The sequence below is a fragment of the Pedobacter sp. BG31 genome, assembly GCF_042464845.1.
Taxonomy (GTDB): Bacteria; Bacteroidota; Bacteroidia; order Sphingobacteriales; family Sphingobacteriaceae; genus Pedobacter; species Pedobacter suwonensis.
Genome location: NZ_JBHNZK010000024.1, coordinates 13,527 through 38,284 on the forward strand (window position 1 = coordinate 13,527; position 24,758 = coordinate 38,284).

Here is a 24,758-nt window from a genome sequence, read left to right on the forward strand (position 1 = left end):
AGAAAACACAAGGTTAGCCTAAGTACTCCTGTATTAATGTATTAGAAATCTTGCGCTTTAAGCTATTTAATACTAAATCATAGCTGCTGACAGTGTGTGAAGAAAATACGTATATTCGTTCCATACCAAATAATACCACAGTACTGTTTTCTCTATGTTCCTTCTAAATAAAAAAACTGCCTGCTATATACTTATTTTGTGGATGGCTGCAGGTATTTGCTTTGCCCAGTCTTCAGCTATTCCTTTAACTTACCTGGGGGTAGAAAACGGCTTGTCTAACAATGTGGTAAATTCTTTGTATTTAGATCATTATGGTTTTATGTGGATGGGTACCTATGATGGGTTGAACCGTTATGATGGCTATCACTTTAAAGTTTTCAGAAATGGATGGGAAGATGAACATTCGCTGATCAATAACCATATTACGGTATTAACAGGAGATAGGAAAAACAGGGTATGGGTGGGTACGCAAAAGGGAGTCTCATATTATGATTATGCCGATTCCAAATTTCATCACCTCGTTTATCTGGATAGGGGCAGAAAAAACGAGGTAAATTATGCAGTCAATTCCATTGCCATAAGTGAGGCTTCAACAGTTTATGTAGCCACCGAGGAAAAGGGCCTGTTTATGCTTGAAAAGAACAGTGGTGCGGCAGAAAGGATCCCGTTTGTTAAAAATTTTGATTTTACGGTAAAAGCATTGTATCTCGATAAAAATCAAACCCTTTGGCTTTTTATAAAGGATGTTGGCCTTTGTAGATATGACCATGGTCAAAACACCATCCGTTTAGTAAGCAATGCCATACGTTCCGTAACTTGTATTACAAAAGGAACCGACCAGATGCTATGGGTTGGTACAGAACGTGGCCTCTTTCAGTTAGATAAAGCCAAAGGTAGCCTTACCAGGTTTAGCGGGCATTTAAGTGACGAAAATATTATGAGTTTATTGTTGGATGAAAAACAAAAGCTTTGGATTTCAACTGATGGCGGAGGAATTACTATTTACGATACAAAAAACCATAAAACGGATTATCTGACTGCAGGAAAAGAAAAAGGTTTGCTTAGCAGTAATTCGGTCGCCCAGGTTTATGAAGACGGGGAATCCAGAAAATGGATTGCAACCTTACGCGGCGGTGTTAATGTTATTGATCCTGAAAATGAACAGTTTACCACGATTAAAAATGATCCGCTAAATAGAAATTCATTAATTAACAACTTTGTACTTTCCTTTAGTGAAGATGAGCATAAAAACATATGGATCGGTACCGATGGAGGTGGCCTGAGCATTTGGGACCAAAAGCAAAATAGATTTATCAATTATACTAAAACGAGCGATCCAAATTCCTTAACCAGTAATTTTATTACCAGTATTTTAAACGACGCAGACCATAATGTATGGGTAGCCAGTTTTAGCGGAGGAATAGACCGTTTTAATAAAGCAACGCAGAAATTTGTTCATTATAATTGTTTTAATACCTATACATGCGTTGATGACATCAACATCTGGAAGCTTTATCAGGATAAGCAACACAATATCTGGGCAGGTACAACGAAGGGCGGAGCATTGTATCGTTACAACAAAAACATCGATAAATTTGAGCTTTTTGATCACAGATTAAAGGATATCCATACCTTGTTCCAGGATTCGAAAGGCAGGCTTTGGGCAGGAAACTATACAGAACTGATCGAAATTGATCCGATCCACAAAAAACACCGTTATACCAAGATCAACTATGCCATCAGGGCTATTCAGGAAGGGTTGAACAATCAGCTATGGATCGGCACAGAAGGTGGAGGGTTATTGCTTTTTGATCCGGAAACGAAGAATATAAAGCGATACCTTCAGCGTGATGGATTGCCAGGAAATTCAGTGCTTAATATCCTTCAGGATAATCAAGGCAACTTATGGTGCAGTACTTACAATGGTCTATCCAAATTTGAGATTAAACGCCATAATTTTAAAAATTACTATGTCACTGATGGTTTGCAGAGCAACCAGTTCAACTACAATGCAGCATTAAAGCTCACCAATGGTGATTTGTTATTTGGTGGGATTGGTGGTTTCAATCTTTTTTCTCCCGATAAAATCAAGAAAAGAAGAAGGATACCTAAAATGGTGCTGACAGATTTTAGGATCAACAATATCTCCCTCGATCAGGATTCTGTCTATAACGATATCTCTATCGTTAATTTAGCCAGTATAGAAATCCCATTTAGTGCTGCTGTCATTTCTGTTGATTATGCGGCCATAGAATTCTCTTTTCAGGATCAGATTTCTTATGCCTACTACCTGGAGGGCTGGGATAGAGACTGGAATTATGTAAATAAATTGAGCACAGCTTATTATTCAAGGTTAAACGAGGGTGAATATAAACTGCATATTAAAAGCACTGATACAGAAGGGGCCTGGAGCAACAATGAAAAAGTTGTGTTAATTAAAATTTTACCGCCCTGGTACCGTACCTGGTGGGCATATACCATTTACCTTATTATAGGTTCCTCGTTATTTTATCTTTTTCAAACCTATCGCAACCGGCAGAGGAGGTTAAAACATGAAGTAGAACTCACCAACTTCAAAATGGAGCGTGAAAAGGATCTGAATGAGAAAAAGTTAAATTTCTTTACCAATATTTCACACGAGCTACGAACACCTTTAACTTTAATAGTTAACCCGATTAAAGATATTATAAATAAAAAAGAACCGGGACAGGAGCGTAACGACTTAAGCGTAGTTTATCGAAATTCGAGGCGTTTACTAAGCCTGGTAGATCAGTTATTACTTTTTAGAAAGACGGAAAGTGAAAATGATACTTTAAAAATTGTGAAGATTAACCTGGCCAAATTTACAAAGGAGATTTTCCTTTGTTTCAATTATCTGGCCAAGCAGAACCAAATTGAATATAGTTTTGATTGCGAGGACGAGGAACTGGATATTTATGGGGATAAAGACAAGCTTGAAATTGTTTTTTTTAACTTACTCTCTAATGCATTAAAATTTACGCCTAAAGGTGGATTTGTGAAATTCAGTGTTAAAACTGTTGGCATGCGTGTGCATATCGAAGTGAGCGATAGCGGCCCTGGGATACCTAAACATGTGGGTGAAAAACTGTTCGACAAATTTTATAAGGTAATGTCGAACGAATCATTGAAAATGGGTTTTGGCATCGGGCTTTACCTCGCCAAAAACTTTGTGGAACTGCATAAAGGTAAAATTTCGTTCCGTTCCAACCAGGGTTTTGGCACCATATTTTTGATCGATATCCCGTTTGGAGAACCAGACGCACAGCATGGTGGCGTTTTACAAAACGAGTTAACCTATGTAAATGAACTGATTGCACAAGAAGAAGAGGCAGAAATAAACGATGCCGAGAGCGTTGGCAACCTCGAATTGCTCATTTCAGATCTGCACTCCATTTTGGTTGTTGATGATAATCCTGAAATTATCGATTACATCAAACAGATTTTTCAAGATACTTTTAAAATTTACAAAGCCGAAAACGGTACCGAAGGTTTAAAAATTTGTAAAGAGTTTCTGCCAGACATCGTGATATCTGATGTAAACATGAGTGGCCTCAACGGTATTGAACTTTGTAAAGCAATCAAAGAAGATTCAGCACTTAGCCACATTCCGGTGATTCTGCTCACCGGTGATCCGAGTCCTGAAGTAAAACTTAAAGGAATTGAAGTGGGTGCCTACGATTTTATAGGTAAGCCGTTCGATAAAGAGCTTTTTACCGCTAAAATTAAAAGCATCATTAAAAACAGGACCAATCTTCAGTCTTATTTCTATAATGAAATAACCTTAAAAAGTGATGCCCATAAAGTGTCTCAGGAAGATAAAGGTTTTCTTCAAAAGTGCATCATGATCATAGAGGAAAATTTAATGGAAGACAGCTTCAATGTAAAAACGCTGGCATCTGATCTTGGAATGAGCCACTCAAATCTCTATAAAAAGATCAAAGCTACTTCAGGTCAATCAATAAATGGTTTTATCCGCTTTATACGGCTAAGAAAGGCTGCTGAATTATTAATCAATACCAATCTAAATATTAACGAAGCGGCCTTTAGAGTGGGTATCAATGATAGCAAATATTTCAGGGAACAGTTTCAGAAACTGTTTAAACTAACGCCGTCTGAGTTTATAAAGAAACACCGTAAAAGTTTTCATAAATATTATAATATTAATGGAACAACATAAAAGTTACGCTTTTTTGTGCTTTAAAGGGTATTTAGCTTAAAACGCCCCCTGCAAAGTATGATTTAGCCCCCTATGTGAAGCCTAAAAATTTCGGTACTTCGGGTTTGCCAAACGATAAAAAACCGAGCAGTTTTAACCTAATAATGTATCAGTCCCTAATTAAAAGCATGTTTCTAATTTATGCGTTCATCAGCATCTCAATGGTGGGCGCTGCGCAGGAAACAGAATGGAGTACTATTGCTGGTAACGGCTGGGCAAATAATTCGGTAAATACAGTTATTTTTCGTAAAAATGCTTTGGTCAGCTTTAAGGGCAACCAGTATGCTGCTTATTATGATCATGAACAAAACGTGGTATTGGCCAAACGCAAAATCGGCTCACCCCGGTGGACGGTAGTTACCACACCTTATAAAGGCGATGCCACCGACGCGCATAAGTCGATTAGTATTATGGTAGATGGTGACGGTTTTCTTCACATGGCCTGGGGCCAGCATAACAATAACCTAAACTACGCAAAATCTACTTCAGCAGGTTCGCTAACGCTAGGTAATCTGGAGCAAATGGTTTCCGTAAAAGAAAATAAAGTCAGTTATCCTGAGTTCTATAAACTGGCTAATGGCGATCTGTTATTTTTTTACCGCGATGGAGGTTCCGGAAATGGAAATTTGATGATTAATCGTTATCACTTAAAGACCAAAAAATGGACACGTGTACAGGACGGAATGATTGATGGAGAAGGGCAGCGAAATGCCTATTGGCAGGTTGCGGTGGATCAGGTTGGAACCATCCATTTATCATGGGTATGGCGCGAAAGCCCGGATGTGGCCAGTAACCACGATTTATGTTATGCTAAATCAACCGATGGCGGCACCACCTGGTTAAAATCCACAGGCGAGAAATACACGCTTCCCATTACAGCAACAAATGCAGAGTATACGGTCAAGATTCCACAGAAAAGCGAGCTGATTAACCAAACATCGATGTTTGCTGATGCAAAAGGTAAAGTGTTTATCGCTGGTTACTGGCGCGGGCCGAACGAAACCGGTCCCCAATATCACCTTGTTTTTAAAACAGATGCCAATTGGAAAGTGAGCAACCTGAATTTCAGAAAAACAACTTTTAGCCTGAGTGGTACCGGTACCAAGCAGATTCCAATTTCGAGGCCTCAGATTGTGGTGTGGGGCAAGGGAAAACATTATGCGGCGGGTTTACTGTTTAGAGATGCCGAACGCCAAAATGTGGCATCTATCGCTTTAAATAATAACCTTGGAGCAGATGATTGGACAATCAAAGACCTTACTCAAACTCCTTTGGGCGATTGGGAACCTACTTATGACACCGAACTTTGGAAAAACAAAAAGATATTGAGCCTATTTTTACAAAATGTTGTCCAGATAGATGGAGAAGGAAAGGCAGATCAGTTGCCAACCCCGGTGCAGGTATTGGATTGGAAACCTGGAAAATAAGTTAATTACAAGACATGAAGTATTCAACAAAATATCGTATTTTTTTATTGCTGATGTTTTTATCAGGCAAAATCATCGCACAACCTAAACAAAATGCCGGAGAAAAAGAAAATATAGCTTACTTATTCACTTATTTCACTGGTAACGCGAAAGGAGAGGAAGCCATTCGTTTCGCAGTAAGCTCAGATGGTTATCACTATAAGGCAGTAAATAACAATAATCCAGTCATTTCTTCAGAAAAGATCAGCAGCAGCGGTGGCGTTCGCGATCCGCATATTTTGCGTGGTGAAGATGGCAAAACCTTTTATATGGTAGCCACCGATATGGTTTCTGCCAATGGCTGGGACTCGAACAGGGCAATGGTTTTATTGAAATCAAATGATTTGATCCATTGGACATCCGCAGTTGTTAATATACAAAAGCGTTTTCCAAACAACGAAAATTTACTACGCGTTTGGGCACCGCAAACTATTTACGATAAAACGGCTAAAAAATACATGGTATATTGGTCAATGAAACATGGCAACGAACCTGATAAAATTTATTACGCTTATGCCAATGCTGACTTTACCGACCTGGAGACTGCTCCGAAGCAGTTGTTTTTTAGTCCTACCAATGGCTCTTGTATCGATGGAGATATTATTTACGATAAAGGGAAATATAACCTGTTCTTTAAAACCGAAGGCAATGGCAATGGCATCAAAAAGGCAGTATCTGATAAACTGACAGAAGGTTACTTATTACAGGACAAATACTTGCAGCAAACTAAAGAAGCCGTAGAAGGTGCCGGTGTTTTTAAGCTAAACCACAGTGATGAATATATCCTGATGTATGATGTTTATATGAGAGGCCATTATCAATTTACCAGAAGTAAAGATTTGACCCATTTTACTATAGTAGACCAGGATGTAAAAATGGATTTTCACCCCAGGCATGGAACTGTTTTGCCAATTAATAAACAAGAGTTAAACCGTCTCCTTAAACAGTGGTATACCGTTGAGTCTGTTCTACAAACCGCAAGAAATAATGCAATTAGTCAAAACAACATTGTTCTCGATCGTGCAAACCAAACGCTTTACCTACCTGTAAATTATAATACAGATTTAAAGGCTTTTGATCCGCAGTTTGATACCTTCAACCAGATCAATATCATGCCAAAAGGCAGACTCGATTTTTCTAAAGGCCCTGTAAACGTTAAGGTAAGCATTCCAGGTCAGCAACCTAAAACCTATTCGGTAAGGGTTGCCATAGCAAATAATCCTGTGTTAAAAGGATATTATGCCGATCCGGAAATTTTATATTCCAATAAAACGGCTAAGTATTACCTCTATCCAACCAGTGATGGCTTTAATAACTGGAGCGGCACTTATTTTAAATGTTTCTCTTCAACTGATCTGGTTAACTGGAAAGATGAAGGCAAGATATTAGACCTTGAAAAAGATGTATCATGGGCGAAAAGGAACGCCTGGGCACCAACCATTATTGAGAAGAAAGTAAATGGAGAATACAAGTATTTCTATTACTTTTCTGCCGCACAGAAGATTGGCGTTGCGGTGGCCGATAATCCCGCCGGTCCGTTTAAGGATAGTGGAAAAGCGCTAATTGCCAGCAGACCAAAAGAGGTTAAAGGTGGTCAGGAGATTGATCCGGACGTATTTAACGATCCTAAAACCAACAAAAGTTATTTATATTGGGGAAACGGTTATATGGCTGTTGCCCCTTTAAATGATGATATGATCTCGATTGACACCAGTGCCATTAAAGTTATCACGCCAGATAATAGTTTCAGAGAAGGTACTGAAGTGTTTTATAGAAACGGGAAATATTACTTTTTATGGTCTGAAGATGATACCCGAAGTGAGAATTACAGAGTAAGATATAGCTTTTCTGATTCGCCTACAGGAAAAATGACTATCCCTGAAAACAATCTGATTTTGGTAAAAGATGCAGCTCAGCAGATTTATGGCACCGGGCACAATAGTGTAATTAAGGTAAACGGTAAAGACGAATGGTATATGGTTTACCACCGTTTTACCCGTCCAAAGGGGATTTCAATGGGAGACGCTGCCGGTTATAACCGTGAAGTTTGCATCGATAAAATGGAATTCAATGCTGACGGAACCATCATACCTGTTAAACCAACAGTAGGCGGCATTAAACCAATACGTTAACGTTATGAAATTACATCAAGTTTTTTTCTTTACCTTTTTCTTGATCAATCTGACGGTAAATGCTCAAAATCAACTGTCAAAAGAAGAAGTGCTGGAAGTGATTAACCGCGCAAATACTTATTGGCAACATCACAATAAACCAGAAGTGAGCGCCTTTTGGGATCACGCGGCTTATCATACCGGTAATATGGCGGCCTATGAGGTGACGAAAAATGAAGCCTATCAAAAATATTCGGAAGATTGGGCTGTGTACAACAAATGGATGGGCGCAAAATCGACAGATAAGTCCAATTGGAAATATAAATATGGCGAAACAGATGAGTATGTATTATTTGGCGACTGGCAGATCTGTTTTCAAACTTATATTGATTTATACCGCTTAAAACCCCAGGAATATAAAATTGCACGGGCAAAAGAGGTGATGGAATATGAAATGGGTACGCCCAACAAAGATTATTGGTGGTGGGCAGATGGTTTGTACATGGTAATGCCGGTGATGACTAAACTTTACAAGGTAACCGGTGATCAAAAATACCTGGATAAACTGTATGAATATTTTATGTATGCCAACAGCATTATGTATGATAAGAAGGAAAAGCTTTATTATCGCGATGCCAAATATGTTTATCCCAAACATAAAACTGTCAATGGTAAAAAAGACTTTTGGGCAAGAGGAGATGGTTGGGTATTTGCAGGTTTGGCAAAAGTGCTGAAAGACTTGCCGCTTACAGATCCGCATCGGAATGAATACCTAACCAAATACCGGAGTATGGCAAAGGCAATTGCCAAAAGCCAGCAAACAAGCGGCTATTGGACAAGAAGTATCCTCGATCCATTACATGCGCCAGGACCCGAAACCAGTGGCACCGCATTTTTTACCTATGGTTTATTGTGGGGCATAAATAATGGGTATTTAAAAGAGAAAACCTATTTACCTGTTGCGCAGAAAGCCTGGTCATATTTAACTAAAACCGCATTGCAACCTGATGGAAAAGTGGGTTATGTACAGCCAATAGGAGAAAAGGCTATCCCCGGTCAGGTGGTTGATTTAAATTCTACGGCAAATTTTGGCGTAGGGGCATTTTTGTTGGCCGGTAGTGAAATGTACCGCTATTTATCAAACAAACAATAAATTTTATTGCTAAAAATGAGAATTAAGAATATTTTAATTATTGCTTTAATAATGATTTGGGCTGGTGACACTGTTTTTGCCCAGAAAAAAACCAGAAATAATAAGGGCACGGCATTAACGGATAGACAATTTTGGTTGCAACAGATGGATAGGATGGTGAGACCCGTTTTATATAATCTGGCTGAAGATAGTTTGAGAATCGCCATGCCTAAAGTTACGTCAGTCCATATTGATAATAGAGACCACCGCATTAAAGTACAATATGTGGAGGTTTTAGGTAGGGTTTTAAGCGGTATCGCACCATGGTTGCAGTTAGAGGGAGGCTCAGTAGAAGAGGTGGCTTTAAGGAAGCAATACCGGGAGTGGGCCATTAAAGGCTTGAAAAATGCATTGGATTCTAATGCCAGAGATTTCATGAACTTTGATATTGGCGGGCAGCAATTGGTAGATGCTTCTTACATAGCGCTTGCTTTGGTTCGTGCGCCTTGGTTATGGGAAAACCTGGACAAGAAAAATCAGGAACTGATGATGCAATCTATTGTAACCACCAGAAGATTTAAACCTGTTTTTTCAAACTGGCTGCTGTTTTCAGCGTTGAATGAGGCTTTTTTAGCCAGATTTGGATACAATTGGGATCCTATGCGTGTTGATTACGCGCTGCAGCAAATGGAACAATGGTATACTGGCGATGGCATGTATACCGACGGGACCTCATTCGCCTTCGATTATTACAATAGTTATGTTATCCATCCGTATCTGGCTATGTTGGCCAATATCATCGGGACCAAAACGAACAGTTATAAAGACATGTTCGAAAAAGTTAAAAAGCGCAATGAGCGCTATGCCATCATTCAGGAAAGATTAATTAATGCCGACGGTACTTATCCGGCTACTGGTCGCTCCATCATTTACAGGGGAGCTGCATTTCACCACCTTGCTGATATGGCCTGGCGTAAAGCCTTGCCTAAACAGTTAAGTCCGGCGCAGGTACGTTGTGCGCTAACAGCTGTAATCAGAAAAACTTTGGAAAGCCCTTCAACCTATAAAAATGGCTGGTTAACCATAGGTTTGTACGGCGATCAACCCAATCTCGGTGATTTTTATAACAATCAGGGCAGTCCGTATATCGCATCAAATATCTTTTTGCCTTTAGGTTTACCGGCCTCGGATCCCTTTTGGGCGAATCCGGCAGAGAAATGGAGCGCGCAAAAGATATGGAGCGGCGAGAATTTCGAGAATGATCATAGTGCAAGTTTAAAATAGATAAAAATTTGATACACAATTGAAATTGATAAGGGGAAACACCTTTTTTAGAATGTTAAAAATTAGTTTATAAAGTAATGAATAAGAAAATCAGTTTTGTTATAGGATTTATCGCCCTCAGTTTGGGATTAAGCGGTTATGTTTCTGCGCAGCAAACCTATACCTCTTTTACTCCTGGTAAAATTTGGAAAGATGACAAAGGCGTACATATCAATGCCCATGGCGGTGGAATTGTAGCGTATAAAGGTGTTTACTACTGGTTTGGGGAGCATAAAATCGAAGGAGAAATTGGAAATACGGCACAGGTAGGCGTACATTGCTATTCATCAAAAGATTTGTACAACTGGAAAGATGAAGGTATAGCACTGCCGGTTTCTAACGATTTAACGAGTGATATTGCCAAAGGCTGTATTCTCGAACGACCGAAAGTGGTGTACAACAAGAAAACCAAAAAGTTTGTGATGTGGTTTCATTTAGAGCTTTTAGGTAAAGGTTATGCAGCAGCCAGATCTGGCGTAGCTGTAGCTGATCGTCCGACCGGACCATATACGTTTATCAAGAGTTACCGTCCAAATCCTGGAAAAATGCCTTTTTATGCAGCAGGCACAGATGTAAAAGATATGGTAAACTGCCAGCAACCAGCCAATGAAAGCGATGGCTTTTTCTGCAGGGATTTTCCTGGCGGACAGATGGCAAGGGATATGACTGTTTTCGTGGACGATGATGGAAAGGCTTATCATGTATTTTCTTCTGAAGAGAATCTGACATTGCACTTAGCTGAGTTAACGCCCGATTATTTGGGGCATACCGGAAAATTTATCAGAATTTATGTTGGCCATCAAACTGAAGCACCAGCATTATTCAAGAAAAACGGAACTTATTATATGATTGGTTCAGGCTGTACAGGTTGGGCACCAAATGCAGCGAGATGGTTCAAAGCGAGCAGTATCTGGGGACCCTGGAATTATATGGGAAACCCTTGCCAGGGAGAAGGCGCTAATATAACCTTTGGCGGACAGAGTACACACGTATTACCGGTACCGGGAAAAAAGGGAGAATTTATTTTGATGGCAGATAAATGGGCACCCAAAAATGCAATTGACGGGCGTTATTTATGGTTGCCGGTTAAATTTGAAAATGATAAGATCTCGATAAACTGGGCGGATGAGTGGGATCTGAGCGTGTTTAAAAAGTAAAAAAACAAATTTTTTATATAAACCAGATGACCGGATTGCACAGAAATGTGTAAAATAGAACTTTTTTGCCTAAAATTCCGGTCATCTCTAAACAAACTTTAACAAAAAAATGAAAGCAAAATTACTATGGCTGGTGGCGCTATGTTGCTCCTTATCGGCTTTTGCGCAGCAAGCTAAACATACGTTTAAGCTGGGAGAAAAAGAGTTTTTATTGGATGGAAAACCTTTTCAGATTATATCTGGTGAGATGCACTACCCTCGTGTGCCGAAAGAAGCATGGCGGGCACGTATGAAAATGGCCAAAGCCATGGGCTTAAATACCATTGGAACCTATGTGTTCTGGAATTTGCACGAACCACAAAAAGGCAAGTTTGATTTTTCAGGCAACAACAATATTGCAGAATTTGTGAAAATTGCGCAACAGGAAGGTTTATGGGTTATTTTAAGACCAAGTCCTTACGTATGTGCAGAATGGGAGTTTGGTGGCTACCCTTATTGGTTGCAAACTGAAAAAGGTCTTGTGGTAAGAAGTACTGAAAAACAATATCTAGATGAATATAAAAAGTATATTATTGAAGTAGGTAAACAATTGGCACCATTGCAAATTAACCACGGCGGTAACATCATCATGGTACAGGTAGAGAATGAATATGGTTCTTATGCTGCCGATAAAAACTATTTAGATATCAACAGGAAAATGTTTATAGAAGCAGGCTTTGATGGCTTACTTTACACCTGCGATCCTGCTGCAGATGTAAAGGATGGACATTTAGATGGATTACTGCCTGCACTGAACGGAATCGATAATCCGTCTAAAATCAGACAGCTGGTAAATGAAAATCACGGTGGCAAAGGCCCGTATTTTATTGCTGAATGGTATCCTGCATGGTTCGATTGGTGGGGAACTCCTCATCATACCGTTCCGGCTGAACAATATACCCAAAAGTTAGATTCTGTTTTAGCAGCAGGTATTTCGATCAATATGTACATGTTTCACGGAGGTACCACCCGGGATTTTATGAATGGTGCCAATTATAAAGATACCTCACCTTATGAGCCACAAATCAGCAGTTATGATTACGATGCACCTTTAAATGAAGCGGGAAATGTAACCGAAAAATTTAAGGCGTTTAGAAGTGTGATCGAGAAACACCTTCCCGCAGGACAAAGTTTACCTCCGGTTCCAACGGCAAAACCTAGCATGGCCATTGCACCATTTAAATTGGAGACTAAAGTAGCGTTATTTAACGCGCTGCCTAAAGCTGTAAAAAATAACACCCCTTTAACTTTCGAAGATCTGAGTCAGGATTATGGTTATGTATTGTATCGTACTACCATTAAAGGGGGTAGAAAAGGTGAGTTGCAGCTTAAACAGTTGCGAGATTATGCACTCGTTTTTATTAATCAAAAAAGAGTGGGTATTTTAGACCGCAGGCTAAATCAGAATACCTTATCGTTAGATCTTCCAGCGGGAGAGGTACAACTTGATATTTTTGTGGAGAATATGGGTCGTATAAATTTCGGGAAATATCTGCTTGAAAATAAAAAAGGAATTACAGAGCAGGTAACTTTCGAAGGTACTGAGATTAAAGGCTGGGCTATGTATGGTTTTCCTTTTAGCAACGACCGGGTAGCCGCAAACCGTCAATCAAAAGCAAACGGATATGGTCCAACATTACAAAAAGGATCTTTTCAGATTTCAACGGTAGCCGATACTTATTTAGATATGACCGATTGGGGCAAAGGAGTGGTTTGGGTTAACGGCCACAACTTAGGAAAGTACTGGGCAATTGGTCCGCAACAAACACTTTATGTCCCACAGGAATGGTTGAAAAAAGGCAAAAATGAAATTTCTGTTCTCGAACTGCTTAAACCAGATCAAAATACTTTAAAGGCGATTGATCAGCCGATTTTAAACACGCTTAAAAAAATTAATGTGGATTAGGCACCTATAAAATTCATTAAACAGTAGTGTATCGAAAAGCAAGCACAGATTAATGAATAGAAAAAGAATCTCCGGACCATGCTATCGTCGCCACCCTGAACTCGTTTCAGGGTCTTTATTACCTGGTTTTCCTGTCCGTAGTGTTCCAAAGGGCACTACGGATTAAAGAATGGAAAAGAGTCTCTGACTCGCTTTGATTATCTAATTAATATAACTTATAAGTTAGGAAATCCATAGAGACACCATGCTTAACTCTCCGGGCAATAATCAGAAAAAAGTTCGTGAAAATGACTGCCTGTAAATAGAAAAGGGCCATGGTTAAGTTTCCATGGCCCTTTTCTATTTGATGTTTAATAACTATTTCTGAACCTTTATTTCAGTTCTTCTGTTCAGTATCCTGCCTTCTTCGCTGTTATTGCTGCTGATGGGATTTTTTTCGCCATGGCCAACAACAGTAAAGTTATTTCCATTTAAACCAGCATTTATAAAGTACGATTTTACGGCGTTTGCACGGTCTACAGAAAGTTGCATGTTATGTTCGGGCGTCCCTTCAGCAGATGAATAGCCATTGAGGATAAATTTCGTGTCCGGCGATTTTTTCATCTCTGTAACCGCTTTATCCAAAATAGGGAATGATGATGTTTTAAGTACGAATGAGTTAAACTCGAATTGAATGTTATCTAAGTTAAAATTTGGTTTTTCAACCGGTTCCGGAGTTTCTTCTTTCTCGGGAGCAGGCGCTGGTTTTTCCGCTTCCACTGGTGGCGCTGCTTTTTCAACGGGTTTCGGAGCAGGCTTTGCAGCCAGTTTCTTCGTTTTACAAGAATACATAGTAAGCGTAAACAACGCCAAAAGCGTGGTAAATAAAAGGTTTTTGGTAATGTTCATGTTTTAAGATTAATTTATGTTTATTGTGTGTTTGTTGCCCAAACATACTAATAAATGATTATAGCTAAAACGATGTTTTTTCAAAGAGCTTATATTTCATCTGTTAATCATATTAATTTACTTCCATTTTACGCAAACATATTTATCGCTAATTCCTTTATTTATTATAACCTGTTATTATGGACCGTTTTAAAAACAAAATCGCTTTGATTACCGGAAGCAGCCAGGGAATTGGCGCTGCATGTGCCTTAAGATTGGCCAAAGATGGCTGTGATATTATATTGAACGGACATAAGTTTGATGAAAGGGGTGAGAAGCTTATTGCAGATATAAAGGATTTAGGCAGAAGGGTAATTTTTTTAGAAGCTGATTTAAGTAAAGCAAATGCAGCCATCAAGTTGATCAACGATGCTGTAGAGGTATTTGGCCATTTAGATATTTTGGTCAATAACGCGGGCGTAGAAAAAAATGCCTGTTTTTGGGAGGTTACAGAAGAGGATTATGATCTGATCATGAATACAAATTTAAAAGGTGTTTTTTTTGGCATCCAGTCATTTGTAAACTACTGTAGAAAAAACAAATTACCAGGAACGGTAATCAACATGAGTTCTGTACATGAAGAAATCGCATTTCCAAATTTTGCTGCCTATTGTGCCAGTAAAGGTGCTTTAATGATGCTCACCAGAAATCTTGCTTCAGAATTAGCACAGTTTAACATCAGGATCAATAATGTGGCGCCCGGCGCGGTTGCAACACCAATTAACCGGGATTTATTAGACAATAAAGAACAACTGGAAAAAGTGCTTCAAAATATTCCATTAAAACGAATGGGTAAACCAGAGGAAGTGGCAGCCGTGGTTGCTTTCCTTGCTTCTGATGATGCCGCTTACGTAACCGGATCAACTTATTATGTCGATGGTGGATTGACCTATCATTACGAAGAGCAATAGGCTAACCCGTTTTGCGGCTCAGTTGTTTATTAAGTTCTACAGCTGCGCTGATTAAAGCCAGGTGTGTAAAGGCCTGTGGAAAATTACCCAGGTGTTCGCCTTTTTGCCCCAATTCTTCGCTAAAGAGGAAAAGATGGTTGGAATAACCGATCATCTTTTCAAAATTTTCAACCGCACGTTCCAGTTCTCCACTTTTGGCCAATGCTTCAATAAACCAGAAAGAACACATGTTAAAAGTGCCTTCTTCGCCCTGTAGTCCGTCTATTTTAGTCATGCCATTTTTATATCGGTAAACCAATACATCCAGCAGTAATTCTTTATCAATTGCTTTCATGGTCGAAAGCCAGCGTGGTTCCAACGGTGAAATGAAATGTGTTAACGGCATCAATAAGGCACTGGCATCTACGTGGGTAGCACCTTTATACTGAACCCATGCCCCTAACTTTTCATTCCAGAAATTATGATAAATATCTTTATAAATTTCGCTGCGGATACCGTGCCATTCCTGCTCCGGGTAGGGAAACGATCGGTTTTCGGCAATTTTAATTGCCCTATCCATTGCTACCCAGCACATTAAACGGGTGTGAAGGAACTCTTTTTTCTCATTTCTGATTTCCCAGATGCCGTGATCAGGTTTTTTCCATTGCTTGATTACGCACTGAACCTGTTTTTCGATCAATTTCCAGAATTCGTAGGTAATTGGTTTATGTGATTTATTGTAAATGTAAACCGTATCAATCAGTTCTCCATAAATATCAATCTGTAACTGACTGGCTGCTTCATTGCCAATGCGTACGGGCTTCGACGAGCGGTAACCTTCAAACTGATCGGCTTCTATTTCTTTTATTTTCGTATTGCCATCAATCTGATATACCAGTTGCAGGTCTATTTTCTGACAAAGGTTAAATATCCAGTCTATAAACGCGGTAGCCTCATCAAAAAAGCCCAGCCTTAAAAATGCATACATGGTAAAAGCGGCATCCCTGATCCAGGTAAAACGATAATCCCAGTTACGGTTTCCACCAATCGTCTCAGGCAGTCCAAAAGTAGGTGCGGCCACTACCGAACCAAATTCTGCCGATGTAAGCAACTTCAGTGTAATTGCCGATCTTTTTATAATTTCATCATAACGGCCTTGATAGGTGGTTTGACTGATCCATTCACGCCAGTAATCTACGGTTTTGCGATAACCATGTGCTTTATAATGGGCTAAATCAGCGGCAACTTTATCATCCTGAATAATTTCCATAATGATGTGCGCCGTTTCCGATTCCTTTAGGGTAAATTCAGCATAGCCAGTTCCTTTTTTGATATGTAACGGCACATCCGATTTTAGTTTTAAGGTTAGTTTTTCAGTTTCGGAAAAAAATACCAGTTCATCATTTTCATGCCAAACCGTATGCTCACTTTTCATGTAGCCGAAAGCCGGTACACAGAAAACCTTAAAAGTTATATTGCCCCTGATGGATTTGATCTGCCGTACAATAGCGCTGGGAAAATCAGTTTCCTTTGATACCGGCATGTAATCGCTAAGCTCTGCAATGCCTTGTTCGGCGAAAAAACGGGTAAGCAGCACCGCTGTTCCCGGTAAATAAAGTTGTTTGCTGGTAGAGTTTTCAAGCTGTGGTTCAACCGAGAAATAACCTCCTTTTTCCGAATCGAGCATCGAGGCAAAAACGGTGGGAGAATCGAATTTTGGTGCGCACAAAAAATCTATTGAGCCATTTAGTGACACCAGCGCTATAGTTTTAAGGTTGCCGATAACGCCATAGTTTTCTATTGGCTGGAAAGGTCGTTTTCTGTGCTTTGCCATATTTAAGGTATAATTTACCTAAGCAAAGGAATAAGGGCTGGTTTTTGTTTTATCGCCCTGATAATAGGCATTACAAAATGCAAAAATAAGCTACACCTTTAAGTTTGGTACCAGGCTTAAAAAGGCCTGTGCATTGGCGGCATACTTTTTCTTATCTAACTTGAAATAGAATGCGCCTTTTTTGGAACCCGTTCTATCTTTCTCTGCCAGCTTGATCAATAATCCCGTAGAAGTAATTTTCCGGCTGAAATTCCTCGTATCTATTTTAGTATCATTTACTTCTTCAAAAAGGATGTGCAGCTGTGGAATGGTGAATTTTTTAGGCAGCATTTCGAACAGTATAGGGTGTAAGGCCGCTTTGTACCTTAATTTTTTACGGGCATCAGCAACCATTTGGTTATGGTCGAAAATAAGTTTGGGCCTATCGTTGATCAAAAACCATTCGGCCTCATAATCGTCGTTTAATTGCGCCTCATATTTGTGGATGTCAATAAGGGCAAAATAGCCGACAGAAAGTGTTCTTTCAATCGGGTCACGATGAGGTTCCCCGTAAATCTGCATCTGCTCCAGGTAAACACCTTCTAAACCTGTCATTTTTTTAAGTACCCGGTTTGCTGCATCGTCCGGACTTTCACTAGGCCCCACGAAACCACCCATCAAACTCCACTTGTTGATCTCGGGTTCTAGGCCACGTTTTACCAACAAAATCTTAAGGTGTTCGCCATCAAATCCAAACACGATGCAATCAACAGCTACAAGATAATGTGGCTGCCTGGAATATTCAATCATTTTTTATTAAGGTTTAAAGGGCTTAATATGTTCAAATTTTTACGAAAATAAAAATTATTATTAATTGTCTTTTTGACAATTAATAATAATTTTATAATTTGGCGCCTTGGATAAGAAGGCTATGTGGCCTTCTTTTTTCTAACCAGTTGAAAATATAAAATGAACCAAACATTCGAACTTGACAATAATCCGCATACCCGGCTCAACATATTAACCGGTGAGTGGGTTCTGGTATCACCGCATCGCACTAAAAGGCCATGGCAAGGTAAAGTTGAAGACATTACCCCAGATAACCGCCCGGAATATGATCCAAAATGTTATTTATGCCCTGGAAACGGAAGGGCAGACGGAGATAGCAACCCATCCTATACAGATAGCTTTGTTTTTAACAATGATTTTGCAGCTCTGCTGGAAGATACACCAGCCGGAAAGATGAACGAAGACGATTTGTTGGTAGCCAAAAACCAACGCGGGCTTTGCAGGGTAATCAGCTTTAGCCCTAAGCATAATTTAACTCTTCCCGAAATGAGTGTAGAAGCCATAACCGCTGTAGTTAATGTTTGGCAGCAGGAGTTTAACAGTCTGGCTGGCAACGAGTGGATTAAATACATTCAGATTTTTGAAAATAAGGGCGAAATAATGGGCTGTAGTAATCCACATCCCCATGGTCAGATCTGGTCGCTGGGTGATGTGCCGATGGAAATTGCCAAGGAAACCGATCGTCAGAAAACTTACTATGCCATCCATAGAAGAAGTTTACTTGCTGATTATTTAAAGCTAGAGCAAAAGAAAAACGAACGCATCATATTTGAGAATGATCATTTTGCAGTATTGGTGCCTTTCTGGGCAGTATGGCCTTATGAAACCATGATCATCAGCAAAAGGCATGTAGGAAGCATTAAACTTTTCTCTGCTGCAGAAAAGAAATCGTTAGCCGAGGCCATTAAGATCCTTACAACCAAATACGATAACCTTTTCGAAACTTCTTTCCCTTACTCGGCAGGTATGCACCAGGCGCCTGTAAATTATGGAGATTATCCGGAATGGCATTGGCATATGCATTTTTATCCGCCTTTGTTGCGCTCAGCATCGGTTAAAAAATTTATGGTAGGTTATGAGATGCTTGCCAACCCTCAGCGCGATATTACGCCAGAGTTTGCAGCAAACCGGCTTAAAGAAATGTCTACTATACACTATAAAACCAGCAAGGCTGAAGATTAAAATTTTAATAAATGAATGCACAAGATTTAAGAAGTACATTTAAAAGACTTTTCAATGCCGAACCCATTTTGGTTCGCTCGCCGGGAAGGATTAACATTATTGGCGAACATACCGATTATAATGGTGGTTTTGTAATGCCTGCTGCTATTGATAAGGCTATCTATGTTGCCATATCGAAACGAGAGGATGACGAAATTCATTTATTTTCAGAAAGTTACCAGCAGTTTGATATATCATCCATAAAGAATTTACAGAAATCAGAAAATAGCTGGGCAAACTATATTTTAGGTGTAGCCGATCAGCTAAAAGAAAGAGGGTATGCTTTAGGAGGTTTTAATTTTTATATTGATGGTGATGTACCGTTGGGTGCAGGCTTATCGTCATCAGCAGCTGTGGAGTGTGCAACAGGTTTTGCGCTCGATCAGCTTTTTTCGCTTGAGGTTCCAAAACTGGATATCGCTTTGGTTGCACAAAAAGCCGAACAGACTTTTGCTGGTGTTAACTGTGGTATTATGGATCAATTTGCCTCTGTATTTGGCCAAAAAGATCAGGCCATCATGCTCGATTGCCGGTCAATGCAACACAGCTATATTCCGCTGAAGTTAGATGGTTATAAACTTTTACTTTTAAATACCAATGTAAAACATGCGCTTGCCGATTCAGCCTACAACAAAAGAAGGGCACAATGCGAGCAAGGTGTAGCCTGGATAAAAGAGCATTACCCTAACGTAAATACGTTGCGGGACGTAACTCTTGAAATGCTGGAAGCACATGTTAAGCCAAAAGATGAGGAAGTGTTTACAAAATGCAGTTTTGTAGTTAAAGAAATCGGGCGTTTACTTACCGCGGCTGAGCAACTTGTAAATGGCAATCTGCACGGTTTGGGGCATCTGATGTTCGAAACTCACGAAGGTTTAAGCAAAGATTATGAAGTAAGCTGCAAGGAATTGGATTTTTTAGTGGAAGAGGTTAAACCGCTGGATGAAGTGTTAGGTGCCAGAATGATGGGCGGTGGCTTTGGTGGTTGTACCATTAATATCGTTAAAGAAGAGAAAATAGCAGATTTGATCGAAGAACTGTCTTCTAAATATTTATTGCAATTCGGCCTCAAGCTGGATGCTTATATTGTTCAAACCGATAATGGAACCAGTTTATTCAATTAAAAACTAAATAACCCAACTGGGATATTAACCCAATAAATCAATGAAAAACAATTTATTAGATACGAAGGATTACATTGTCTTTGCAATTTACTTCGTTATTGTGGCTGCTTACGGGCTTTATATTTACAACAAGAAAAAGTCAGAATCTACCGGTTCTAAAGATTATTTTCTTGCTGAAGGTTCTTTAACCTGGTGGGCAATTGGCGCTTCCTTAATTGCATCGAACATTTCTGCAGAGCAGTTTATCGGGATGAGTGGCTCAGGTTTTAAAATGGGATTGGCCATCGCCACCTACGAATGGATGGGTGCGCTAACCTTGGTGGTTGTAGCTGTATTTTTTATACCGGTTTATTTAAAAAATAAGATAGCCACCATGCCGCAGTTTTTGCACCAACGTTATAATGGTACCGTTGCGATGATTATGGCTGTTTTCTGGTTATTGCTGTATGTGGTGGTAAACTTAACTTCTATTCTCTACCTGGGCGCCCTGGCCGTAAGCAGTATTTCTGGTTTCGACCTTAGGTTCTGTATGTATGCCATTGCCGTTTTTGCTATCATCATTACCCTCGGCGGGATGAAAGTAATCGGTTATACGGATGTAATTCAGGTATTTTTCCTGATTTTAGGTGGTTTGGCAACAACGTATCTGGCATTGAACCTGGTTTCCACACATTATGGTACAAGCGGCGTATTTGAAGGTTATAGCTTAATGACGACTAAGGCTTCTGAGCATTTTCACATGATTTTTAAGCCAGATAACGAAAATTACATCAACTTGCCAGGGTTAAGTGTATTGATTGGCGGTATGTGGATCGTAAACCTGAATTATTGGGGCTGCAACCAGTACATCACACAGCGTGCATTGGGTGCCAATTTAGAAACTGCCCGCGGCGGTCTTCTTTTTGCTGCTTTCTTAAAATTGCTTATGCCTATCATTGTGGTATTGCCTGGTATAGCCGCCTATGTGCTATATAAAGATGGCGTGTTCCAATCTGAAATGATTCAAGGTGGTTCTGTTGTGCCTGATCGTGCTTATCCGGTATTGCTGAACTTGTTACCTGCGGGATTAAAAGGACTTTCTTTTGCTGCGCTAACTGCTGCGGTTGTAGCCTCACTGGCAGGAAAAGCAAATAGTATTGCCACCATTTTTACTTTAGATATCTACAAAAAAGTATTAAAAACAGATGCCTCTGAGAAAAATTTAGTTACAACAGGCAAGATTTCTATCATTGTAGCCATGATTCTCGGTGTATTGATTGCGCCTCATTTGGGGATAGATAAGAAAGGTGGTTTTGAATATATCCAGGAATATACCGGGTTTGTATCCCCGGGTATTTTTGCCATGTTTATTTTGGGCTTCTTTTGGAAAAGGACTACATCAGCAGCCGCATTATTTGCTACAATAGGTGGTTTCGGTTTATCAGTTTTACTTAAATTCTTACCAATAGTAACCGATCTGTCCTGGTTAGCTGGAATGGGTTTTTCTGTCAAAAACGCAGATGGTGTATACGAAATTCCGTTTTTAGACCGGATGGGCTTTGTATTTGTATTCTGTATCACCGGTATGGTGATCATTAGCTTGGTAAGCAATAAAGCTAAGGCCGAAGCTAAAGGATTGGCCATTGATGCTAAAATGTTTAAAACAAGCCGGGGTTTTGCGGTTGGTGCTTTAATCATTATCGGGCTATTGGTTGCGCTGTATAGCGTATACTGGTAGCAATTAGTTATTGACCTTGACAATTTTAATGTGCGCAATGCCTTAAGATTGTCAAGGTTTATCCACTTATCAGGACATCTTGTTCTGGTAAATCTCCTGCTAAATTGATCAGGATCTTTCCTCTAAGTCTGCCCGGTTGAAGCTAATGATTTGATCGTTATATTTTTCGCTTCCTGTTTAAAAAGCTTTTGAAGTTTTATTGGAATAGATATAAAATAGACAACGAGATCATTAACGTTGTAACCTGGGTCTTTTACTCTTAAAATTTGGGTTTGGGTTTGAGTTTGGATTTGTTTTTGGCTTTGGTGTTTTAGCACCACTTTCATCCTCAGATATTTTAACTGTAATTACATTACCTTTAAAAGTTTCTCCATTTAAGGTAGATACGATATTTTTGGCGTCAGGAAGACTGTAAATTTCCAGAAATGCATAGCCTTTACATTTTCCCGTAGCCCTGTCACGAACTACTTTAATTGTTTCAACCCTACCATGAAGGCTAACCCAAATTGCCAAATCCATTTCTTGGATATTGTCAGGAAGGCCACCTATGAAAATCTTAACCATTAATATTTTATTTTAGGGAACACTTAAGGCTTTACTATTAAAAGCTACATTGTTCTTTTAGGCTTGCAAAATAGGTAAAATGATGCGCTTACCCAAACTAAATTTTACCTAAATTGCCCAATTTTATGATAACTTTTTGGTGAAGAGTGACTAAAAATATTGATGTTAACTTAGATAAAACGTACATTAGCTTTCTAATGACCAAAAAACAGTTCAAAATATGAGCAACCGCAAGCTAAGCATCCTAATCATCATTTCATCACTACTTTTCATATCACCATTTACACAAGCAAAAATATCATTGCCTTCGGTTTTTAGTGATAATATGGTTTTACAGCAGAAAACAAATGCCGCAATTTGGGGCAAAGCAGATGCAGGTAAAGCCGTTAAAGTAATGGTATCATGGAACAAAATTAATTATGGCGCTATTGCCGATTCCAATGGAAATTGGAAACTTAAAGTGGCAACACCAGGTTATGGTGGCCCATATACCATCACCATATCAGATGGAGAGTTATTGGTACTCAATAATGTATTAATTGGCGATGTGTGGATCTGCTCCGGACAATCGAACATGGAAATGCCGCTGGCAGGTTGGGGCAAAATCCTCAATGGCGAAAAAGAAATTGCAGCAGCAAACTATCCCAACATCCGTTTACTGCAGGCAGAACATGTTACCAGTAATTTTCCGCTTAACGACGCTAAAGTGGCTTTTGGCGGCTGGCAGGAATGTAGCCCCAAATATATTACCGGATTTTCTTCTACCGCATACTTTTTCGCCCGCGAAGTGTATCAAAAAACTAAAATTCCAATCGGCCTGATCCATACTTCATGGGGAGGAACAGTGGCAGAGGCCTGGACGAGTGCGGAATCGTTAAAAAAGATGTCAGATTTTTCGGCAGCAGTTGATCAGATACAGAAAATGGCTAAAAACACATCGTCAACTTCTTACGAAGATAAATTGTTGAAATGGGTGAAAATCACTACTGATAAAGATTCAGGTAATCAAAATGGGACGATGAAATGGGCATTACCAGAGAGTGATAGCTGGAAAAACATGACGTTGCCAACCTTATGGGAAGATGCCGCACTTAAAGATTTCGATGGAGTAGTATGGTTTACAAAAAAGGTTACCCTCCCCGAAAACTGGAAAACAAAAGGAGCAAAACTTAATTTGGGCACTGTTGATGATAACGATGTTACCTTTATTAACGGTGTGAAAATTGGCGAAACTGCAGGATATAACGTTGAAAGAACTTATGCTATACCTGCTGATTTGCTCAGAGCTGGTGAAAACATCATTACAGTGAGGGTTTTTGATAGTGGCGGCGGTGGCGGATTATATGGTAATGCCAAGGACTTAAATTTAACAAATGGAACGGAGAAGATTTCGTTGGCCGGCGAATGGAAATATAAAATAGGTTTGAACTTTAAAAATATTGAGCCGAAGCCATATGAAGAGAATGGTCCTAACCGACCAACTGTTTTGTATAACGCCATGATCCATCCTTACCTCCAATTTTCCATTAAAGGAGCGATCTGGTATCAGGGCGAATCGAACGCCGATAGAGCTTACCAATACCGCACGTTATTTCCGACGATGATTAAAGATTGGAGACAGAAATGGGGACAGGGCGATTTTCCTTTCTATTTCGTACAGCTGGCCAATTATATGCAGATTGATCAAAAGCCAACGGCTTCTGCATGGGCCGAGTTAAGAGAGGCGCAGCAAAAAACACTGGCTTTGCCAAATACAGGCATGGCCACGATTATTGATATCGGCGACGCAAAAGATATCCACCCTAAAAATAAACAGGAGGTAGGCAGGAGGCTGGCTTTAATTGCCCTGGCTAAAACATACGGACAAAAAATAAATTATTCTGGCCCTATTTACCAGTCAAATAAAATTGAAGGAAAACAAATCATATTATCGTTTGGCAATAGCCAAAATGGATTAAAAACAGCAGATGGAGCAGCGCCAACTGGTTTTGCAATTGCTGGCGCAGATCAGAAATTTTACTGGGCCAAAGCAAGTATTAAAGGGAACCAGATTATCGTCAGTAATGATCAGGTAGCAAATCCCGTTGCCGTTCGTTTTGCATGGGGAAACAATCCCGTATGTAACCTGGTGAGTAATGATGGTTTACCCGCATCGCCATTTAGAACAGATGCCTGGCCTGGGATTACCTTTGGCAAAAAATAGATTAAAAAAAACGTTTTTAAATAACCCCAACAATTTATCTCGTATAAGTTGTCGGGGTTAATTTATCGGATTACCTGCG

At 39.6% G+C, this 24,758-nt stretch carries 16 protein-coding genes; 12 read left to right on the top strand and 4 right to left on the bottom strand.

Annotated features, from left to right (window positions below):
- Window positions 1-202 precede the first annotated feature (202 nt).
- The 7 genes from ACFE6N_RS21040 (at window position 203) to ACFE6N_RS21070 (ending at window position 13,371) form a co-directional block, all read left to right on the top strand.
- Window positions 203-4,198, top strand: a complete 3,996-nt coding sequence (locus ACFE6N_RS21040) for a two-component regulator propeller domain-containing protein (RefSeq protein WP_378939759.1) — start codon at window positions 203-205, stop codon at window positions 4,196-4,198.
- Between the two features lie 167 nt (window positions 4,199-4,365).
- Entirely contained in the window at window positions 4,366-5,664 is a 1,299-nt protein-coding gene (locus ACFE6N_RS21045) for a BNR repeat-containing protein (RefSeq protein WP_378939761.1), read from the top strand.
- A 14-nt stretch (window positions 5,665-5,678) separates the two neighbouring features.
- Window positions 5,679-7,835: a family 43 glycosylhydrolase gene (locus ACFE6N_RS21050; protein ID WP_378939763.1), complete on the top strand. Its 2,157-nt coding sequence runs from the start codon at window positions 5,679-5,681 to the stop codon at window positions 7,833-7,835.
- Between the two features lie 4 nt (window positions 7,836-7,839).
- Window positions 7,840-8,967: a glycoside hydrolase family 88 protein gene (locus tag ACFE6N_RS21055; protein WP_378939765.1), complete on the top strand. Its 1,128-nt coding sequence runs from the start codon at window positions 7,840-7,842 to the stop codon at window positions 8,965-8,967.
- Window positions 8,968-8,982: 15 nt separating this feature from the next.
- Complete coding sequence (locus ACFE6N_RS21060; RefSeq protein ID WP_378939767.1) at window positions 8,983-10,230, top strand: DUF2264 domain-containing protein; 1,248 nt, start codon at window positions 8,983-8,985, stop codon at window positions 10,228-10,230.
- Between the two features lie 77 nt (window positions 10,231-10,307).
- Window positions 10,308-11,426 (top strand): glycoside hydrolase family 43 protein, encoded by a 1,119-nt coding sequence (locus tag ACFE6N_RS21065; RefSeq protein WP_378939769.1) that lies wholly within the window; start codon window positions 10,308-10,310, stop codon window positions 11,424-11,426.
- A 109-nt stretch (window positions 11,427-11,535) separates the two neighbouring features.
- The gene (locus ACFE6N_RS21070; RefSeq protein ID WP_378939771.1) at window positions 11,536-13,371 is read left to right on the top strand and encodes a glycoside hydrolase family 35 protein; all 1,836 of its coding nucleotides are present in this window, start codon (window positions 11,536-11,538) and stop codon (window positions 13,369-13,371) included.
- Window positions 13,372-13,728: 357 nt separating this feature from the next.
- Here the strand turns inward: ACFE6N_RS21070 and ACFE6N_RS21075 are convergent, their stop codons facing one another.
- A complete protein-coding gene (locus ACFE6N_RS21075) occupies window positions 13,729-14,259 on the bottom strand; it encodes an OmpA family protein (protein ID WP_378939773.1) in 531 nt (176 codons plus the stop codon).
- A 179-nt stretch (window positions 14,260-14,438) separates the two neighbouring features.
- On the opposite strand from ACFE6N_RS21075, the gene ACFE6N_RS21080 reads away from it, so the two are divergent.
- Window positions 14,439-15,209, top strand: a complete 771-nt coding sequence (locus ACFE6N_RS21080; RefSeq protein WP_378939775.1) for an SDR family NAD(P)-dependent oxidoreductase — start codon at window positions 14,439-14,441, stop codon at window positions 15,207-15,209.
- 1 nt (window position 15,210) lies between these two features.
- Here the strand turns inward: ACFE6N_RS21080 and ACFE6N_RS21085 are convergent, their stop codons facing one another.
- Both ACFE6N_RS21085 and ACFE6N_RS21090 read right to left on the bottom strand, forming a co-directional pair.
- Entirely contained in the window at window positions 15,211-17,022 is a 1,812-nt protein-coding gene (locus ACFE6N_RS21085; protein ID WP_378939777.1) for a glycoside hydrolase family 15 protein, read from the bottom strand.
- Between the two features lie 90 nt (window positions 17,023-17,112).
- Window positions 17,113-17,811 (bottom strand): NrtR DNA-binding winged helix domain-containing protein, encoded by a 699-nt coding sequence (locus ACFE6N_RS21090; RefSeq protein ID WP_378939780.1) that lies wholly within the window; start codon window positions 17,809-17,811, stop codon window positions 17,113-17,115.
- 159 nt (window positions 17,812-17,970) lie between these two features.
- Here ACFE6N_RS21090 and ACFE6N_RS21095 point away from each other — a divergent pair, with 159 nt between their 5' ends.
- From ACFE6N_RS21095 to ACFE6N_RS21105, 3 genes are read left to right on the top strand one after another with little or no spacing between them, the layout of a single operon-like run.
- The gene (locus ACFE6N_RS21095; protein ID WP_378939782.1) at window positions 17,971-19,032 is read left to right on the top strand and encodes a UDP-glucose--hexose-1-phosphate uridylyltransferase; all 1,062 of its coding nucleotides are present in this window, start codon (window positions 17,971-17,973) and stop codon (window positions 19,030-19,032) included.
- A gap of 11 nt (window positions 19,033-19,043) precedes the next feature.
- On the top strand, window positions 19,044-20,195 hold the full coding sequence (locus tag ACFE6N_RS21100) for a galactokinase (protein WP_378939784.1): 1,152 nt from the start codon (window positions 19,044-19,046) through the stop codon (window positions 20,193-20,195).
- Between the two features lie 40 nt (window positions 20,196-20,235).
- Window positions 20,236-21,912 (top strand): sodium/sugar symporter, encoded by a 1,677-nt coding sequence (locus ACFE6N_RS21105; RefSeq protein ID WP_378939786.1) that lies wholly within the window; start codon window positions 20,236-20,238, stop codon window positions 21,910-21,912.
- Between the two features lie 231 nt (window positions 21,913-22,143).
- Here ACFE6N_RS21105 and ACFE6N_RS21110 read toward each other — a convergent pair whose 3' ends face one another.
- Window positions 22,144-22,476, bottom strand: coding sequence for an RNA recognition motif domain-containing protein (locus ACFE6N_RS21110; RefSeq protein ID WP_378939788.1), 333 nt, complete (start codon window positions 22,474-22,476; stop codon window positions 22,144-22,146).
- A gap of 220 nt (window positions 22,477-22,696) precedes the next feature.
- Between ACFE6N_RS21110 and ACFE6N_RS21115 the strand changes: the two genes are divergently transcribed.
- Window positions 22,697-24,679 (top strand): sialate O-acetylesterase, encoded by a 1,983-nt coding sequence (locus ACFE6N_RS21115; RefSeq protein ID WP_378939790.1) that lies wholly within the window; start codon window positions 22,697-22,699, stop codon window positions 24,677-24,679.
- Window positions 24,680-24,758 lie beyond the last annotated feature (79 nt).

Bases quoted from the DNA above. Each gene is read 5' to 3' on its own strand.
- ACFE6N_RS21040 (WP_378939759.1), top strand. From the start codon at position 203: ATGGCTGCAGGTATTTGCTTTGCCCAGTCTTCAGCTATTCCTTTAACT.
- ACFE6N_RS21045 (WP_378939761.1), top strand. From the start codon at position 4,366: ATGTTTCTAATTTATGCGTTCATCAGCATCTCAATGGTGGGCGCTGCG.
- ACFE6N_RS21050 (WP_378939763.1), top strand. From the start codon at position 5,679: ATGAAGTATTCAACAAAATATCGTATTTTTTTATTGCTGATGTTTTTA.
- ACFE6N_RS21055 (WP_378939765.1), top strand. From the start codon at position 7,840: ATGAAATTACATCAAGTTTTTTTCTTTACCTTTTTCTTGATCAATCTG.
- ACFE6N_RS21060 (WP_378939767.1), top strand. From the start codon at position 8,983: ATGAGAATTAAGAATATTTTAATTATTGCTTTAATAATGATTTGGGCT.
- ACFE6N_RS21065 (WP_378939769.1), top strand. From the start codon at position 10,308: ATGAATAAGAAAATCAGTTTTGTTATAGGATTTATCGCCCTCAGTTTG.
- ACFE6N_RS21070 (WP_378939771.1), top strand. From the start codon at position 11,536: ATGAAAGCAAAATTACTATGGCTGGTGGCGCTATGTTGCTCCTTATCG.
- ACFE6N_RS21075 (WP_378939773.1), bottom strand. From the start codon at position 14,259: ATGAACATTACCAAAAACCTTTTATTTACCACGCTTTTGGCGTTGTTT.
- ACFE6N_RS21080 (WP_378939775.1), top strand. From the start codon at position 14,439: ATGGACCGTTTTAAAAACAAAATCGCTTTGATTACCGGAAGCAGCCAG.
- ACFE6N_RS21085 (WP_378939777.1), bottom strand. From the start codon at position 17,022: ATGGCAAAGCACAGAAAACGACCTTTCCAGCCAATAGAAAACTATGGC.
- ACFE6N_RS21090 (WP_378939780.1), bottom strand. From the start codon at position 17,811: ATGATTGAATATTCCAGGCAGCCACATTATCTTGTAGCTGTTGATTGC.
- ACFE6N_RS21095 (WP_378939782.1), top strand. From the start codon at position 17,971: ATGAACCAAACATTCGAACTTGACAATAATCCGCATACCCGGCTCAAC.
- ACFE6N_RS21100 (WP_378939784.1), top strand. From the start codon at position 19,044: ATGAATGCACAAGATTTAAGAAGTACATTTAAAAGACTTTTCAATGCC.
- ACFE6N_RS21105 (WP_378939786.1), top strand. From the start codon at position 20,236: ATGAAAAACAATTTATTAGATACGAAGGATTACATTGTCTTTGCAATT.
- ACFE6N_RS21110 (WP_378939788.1), bottom strand. From the start codon at position 22,476: ATGGTTAAGATTTTCATAGGTGGCCTTCCTGACAATATCCAAGAAATG.
- ACFE6N_RS21115 (WP_378939790.1), top strand. From the start codon at position 22,697: ATGAGCAACCGCAAGCTAAGCATCCTAATCATCATTTCATCACTACTT.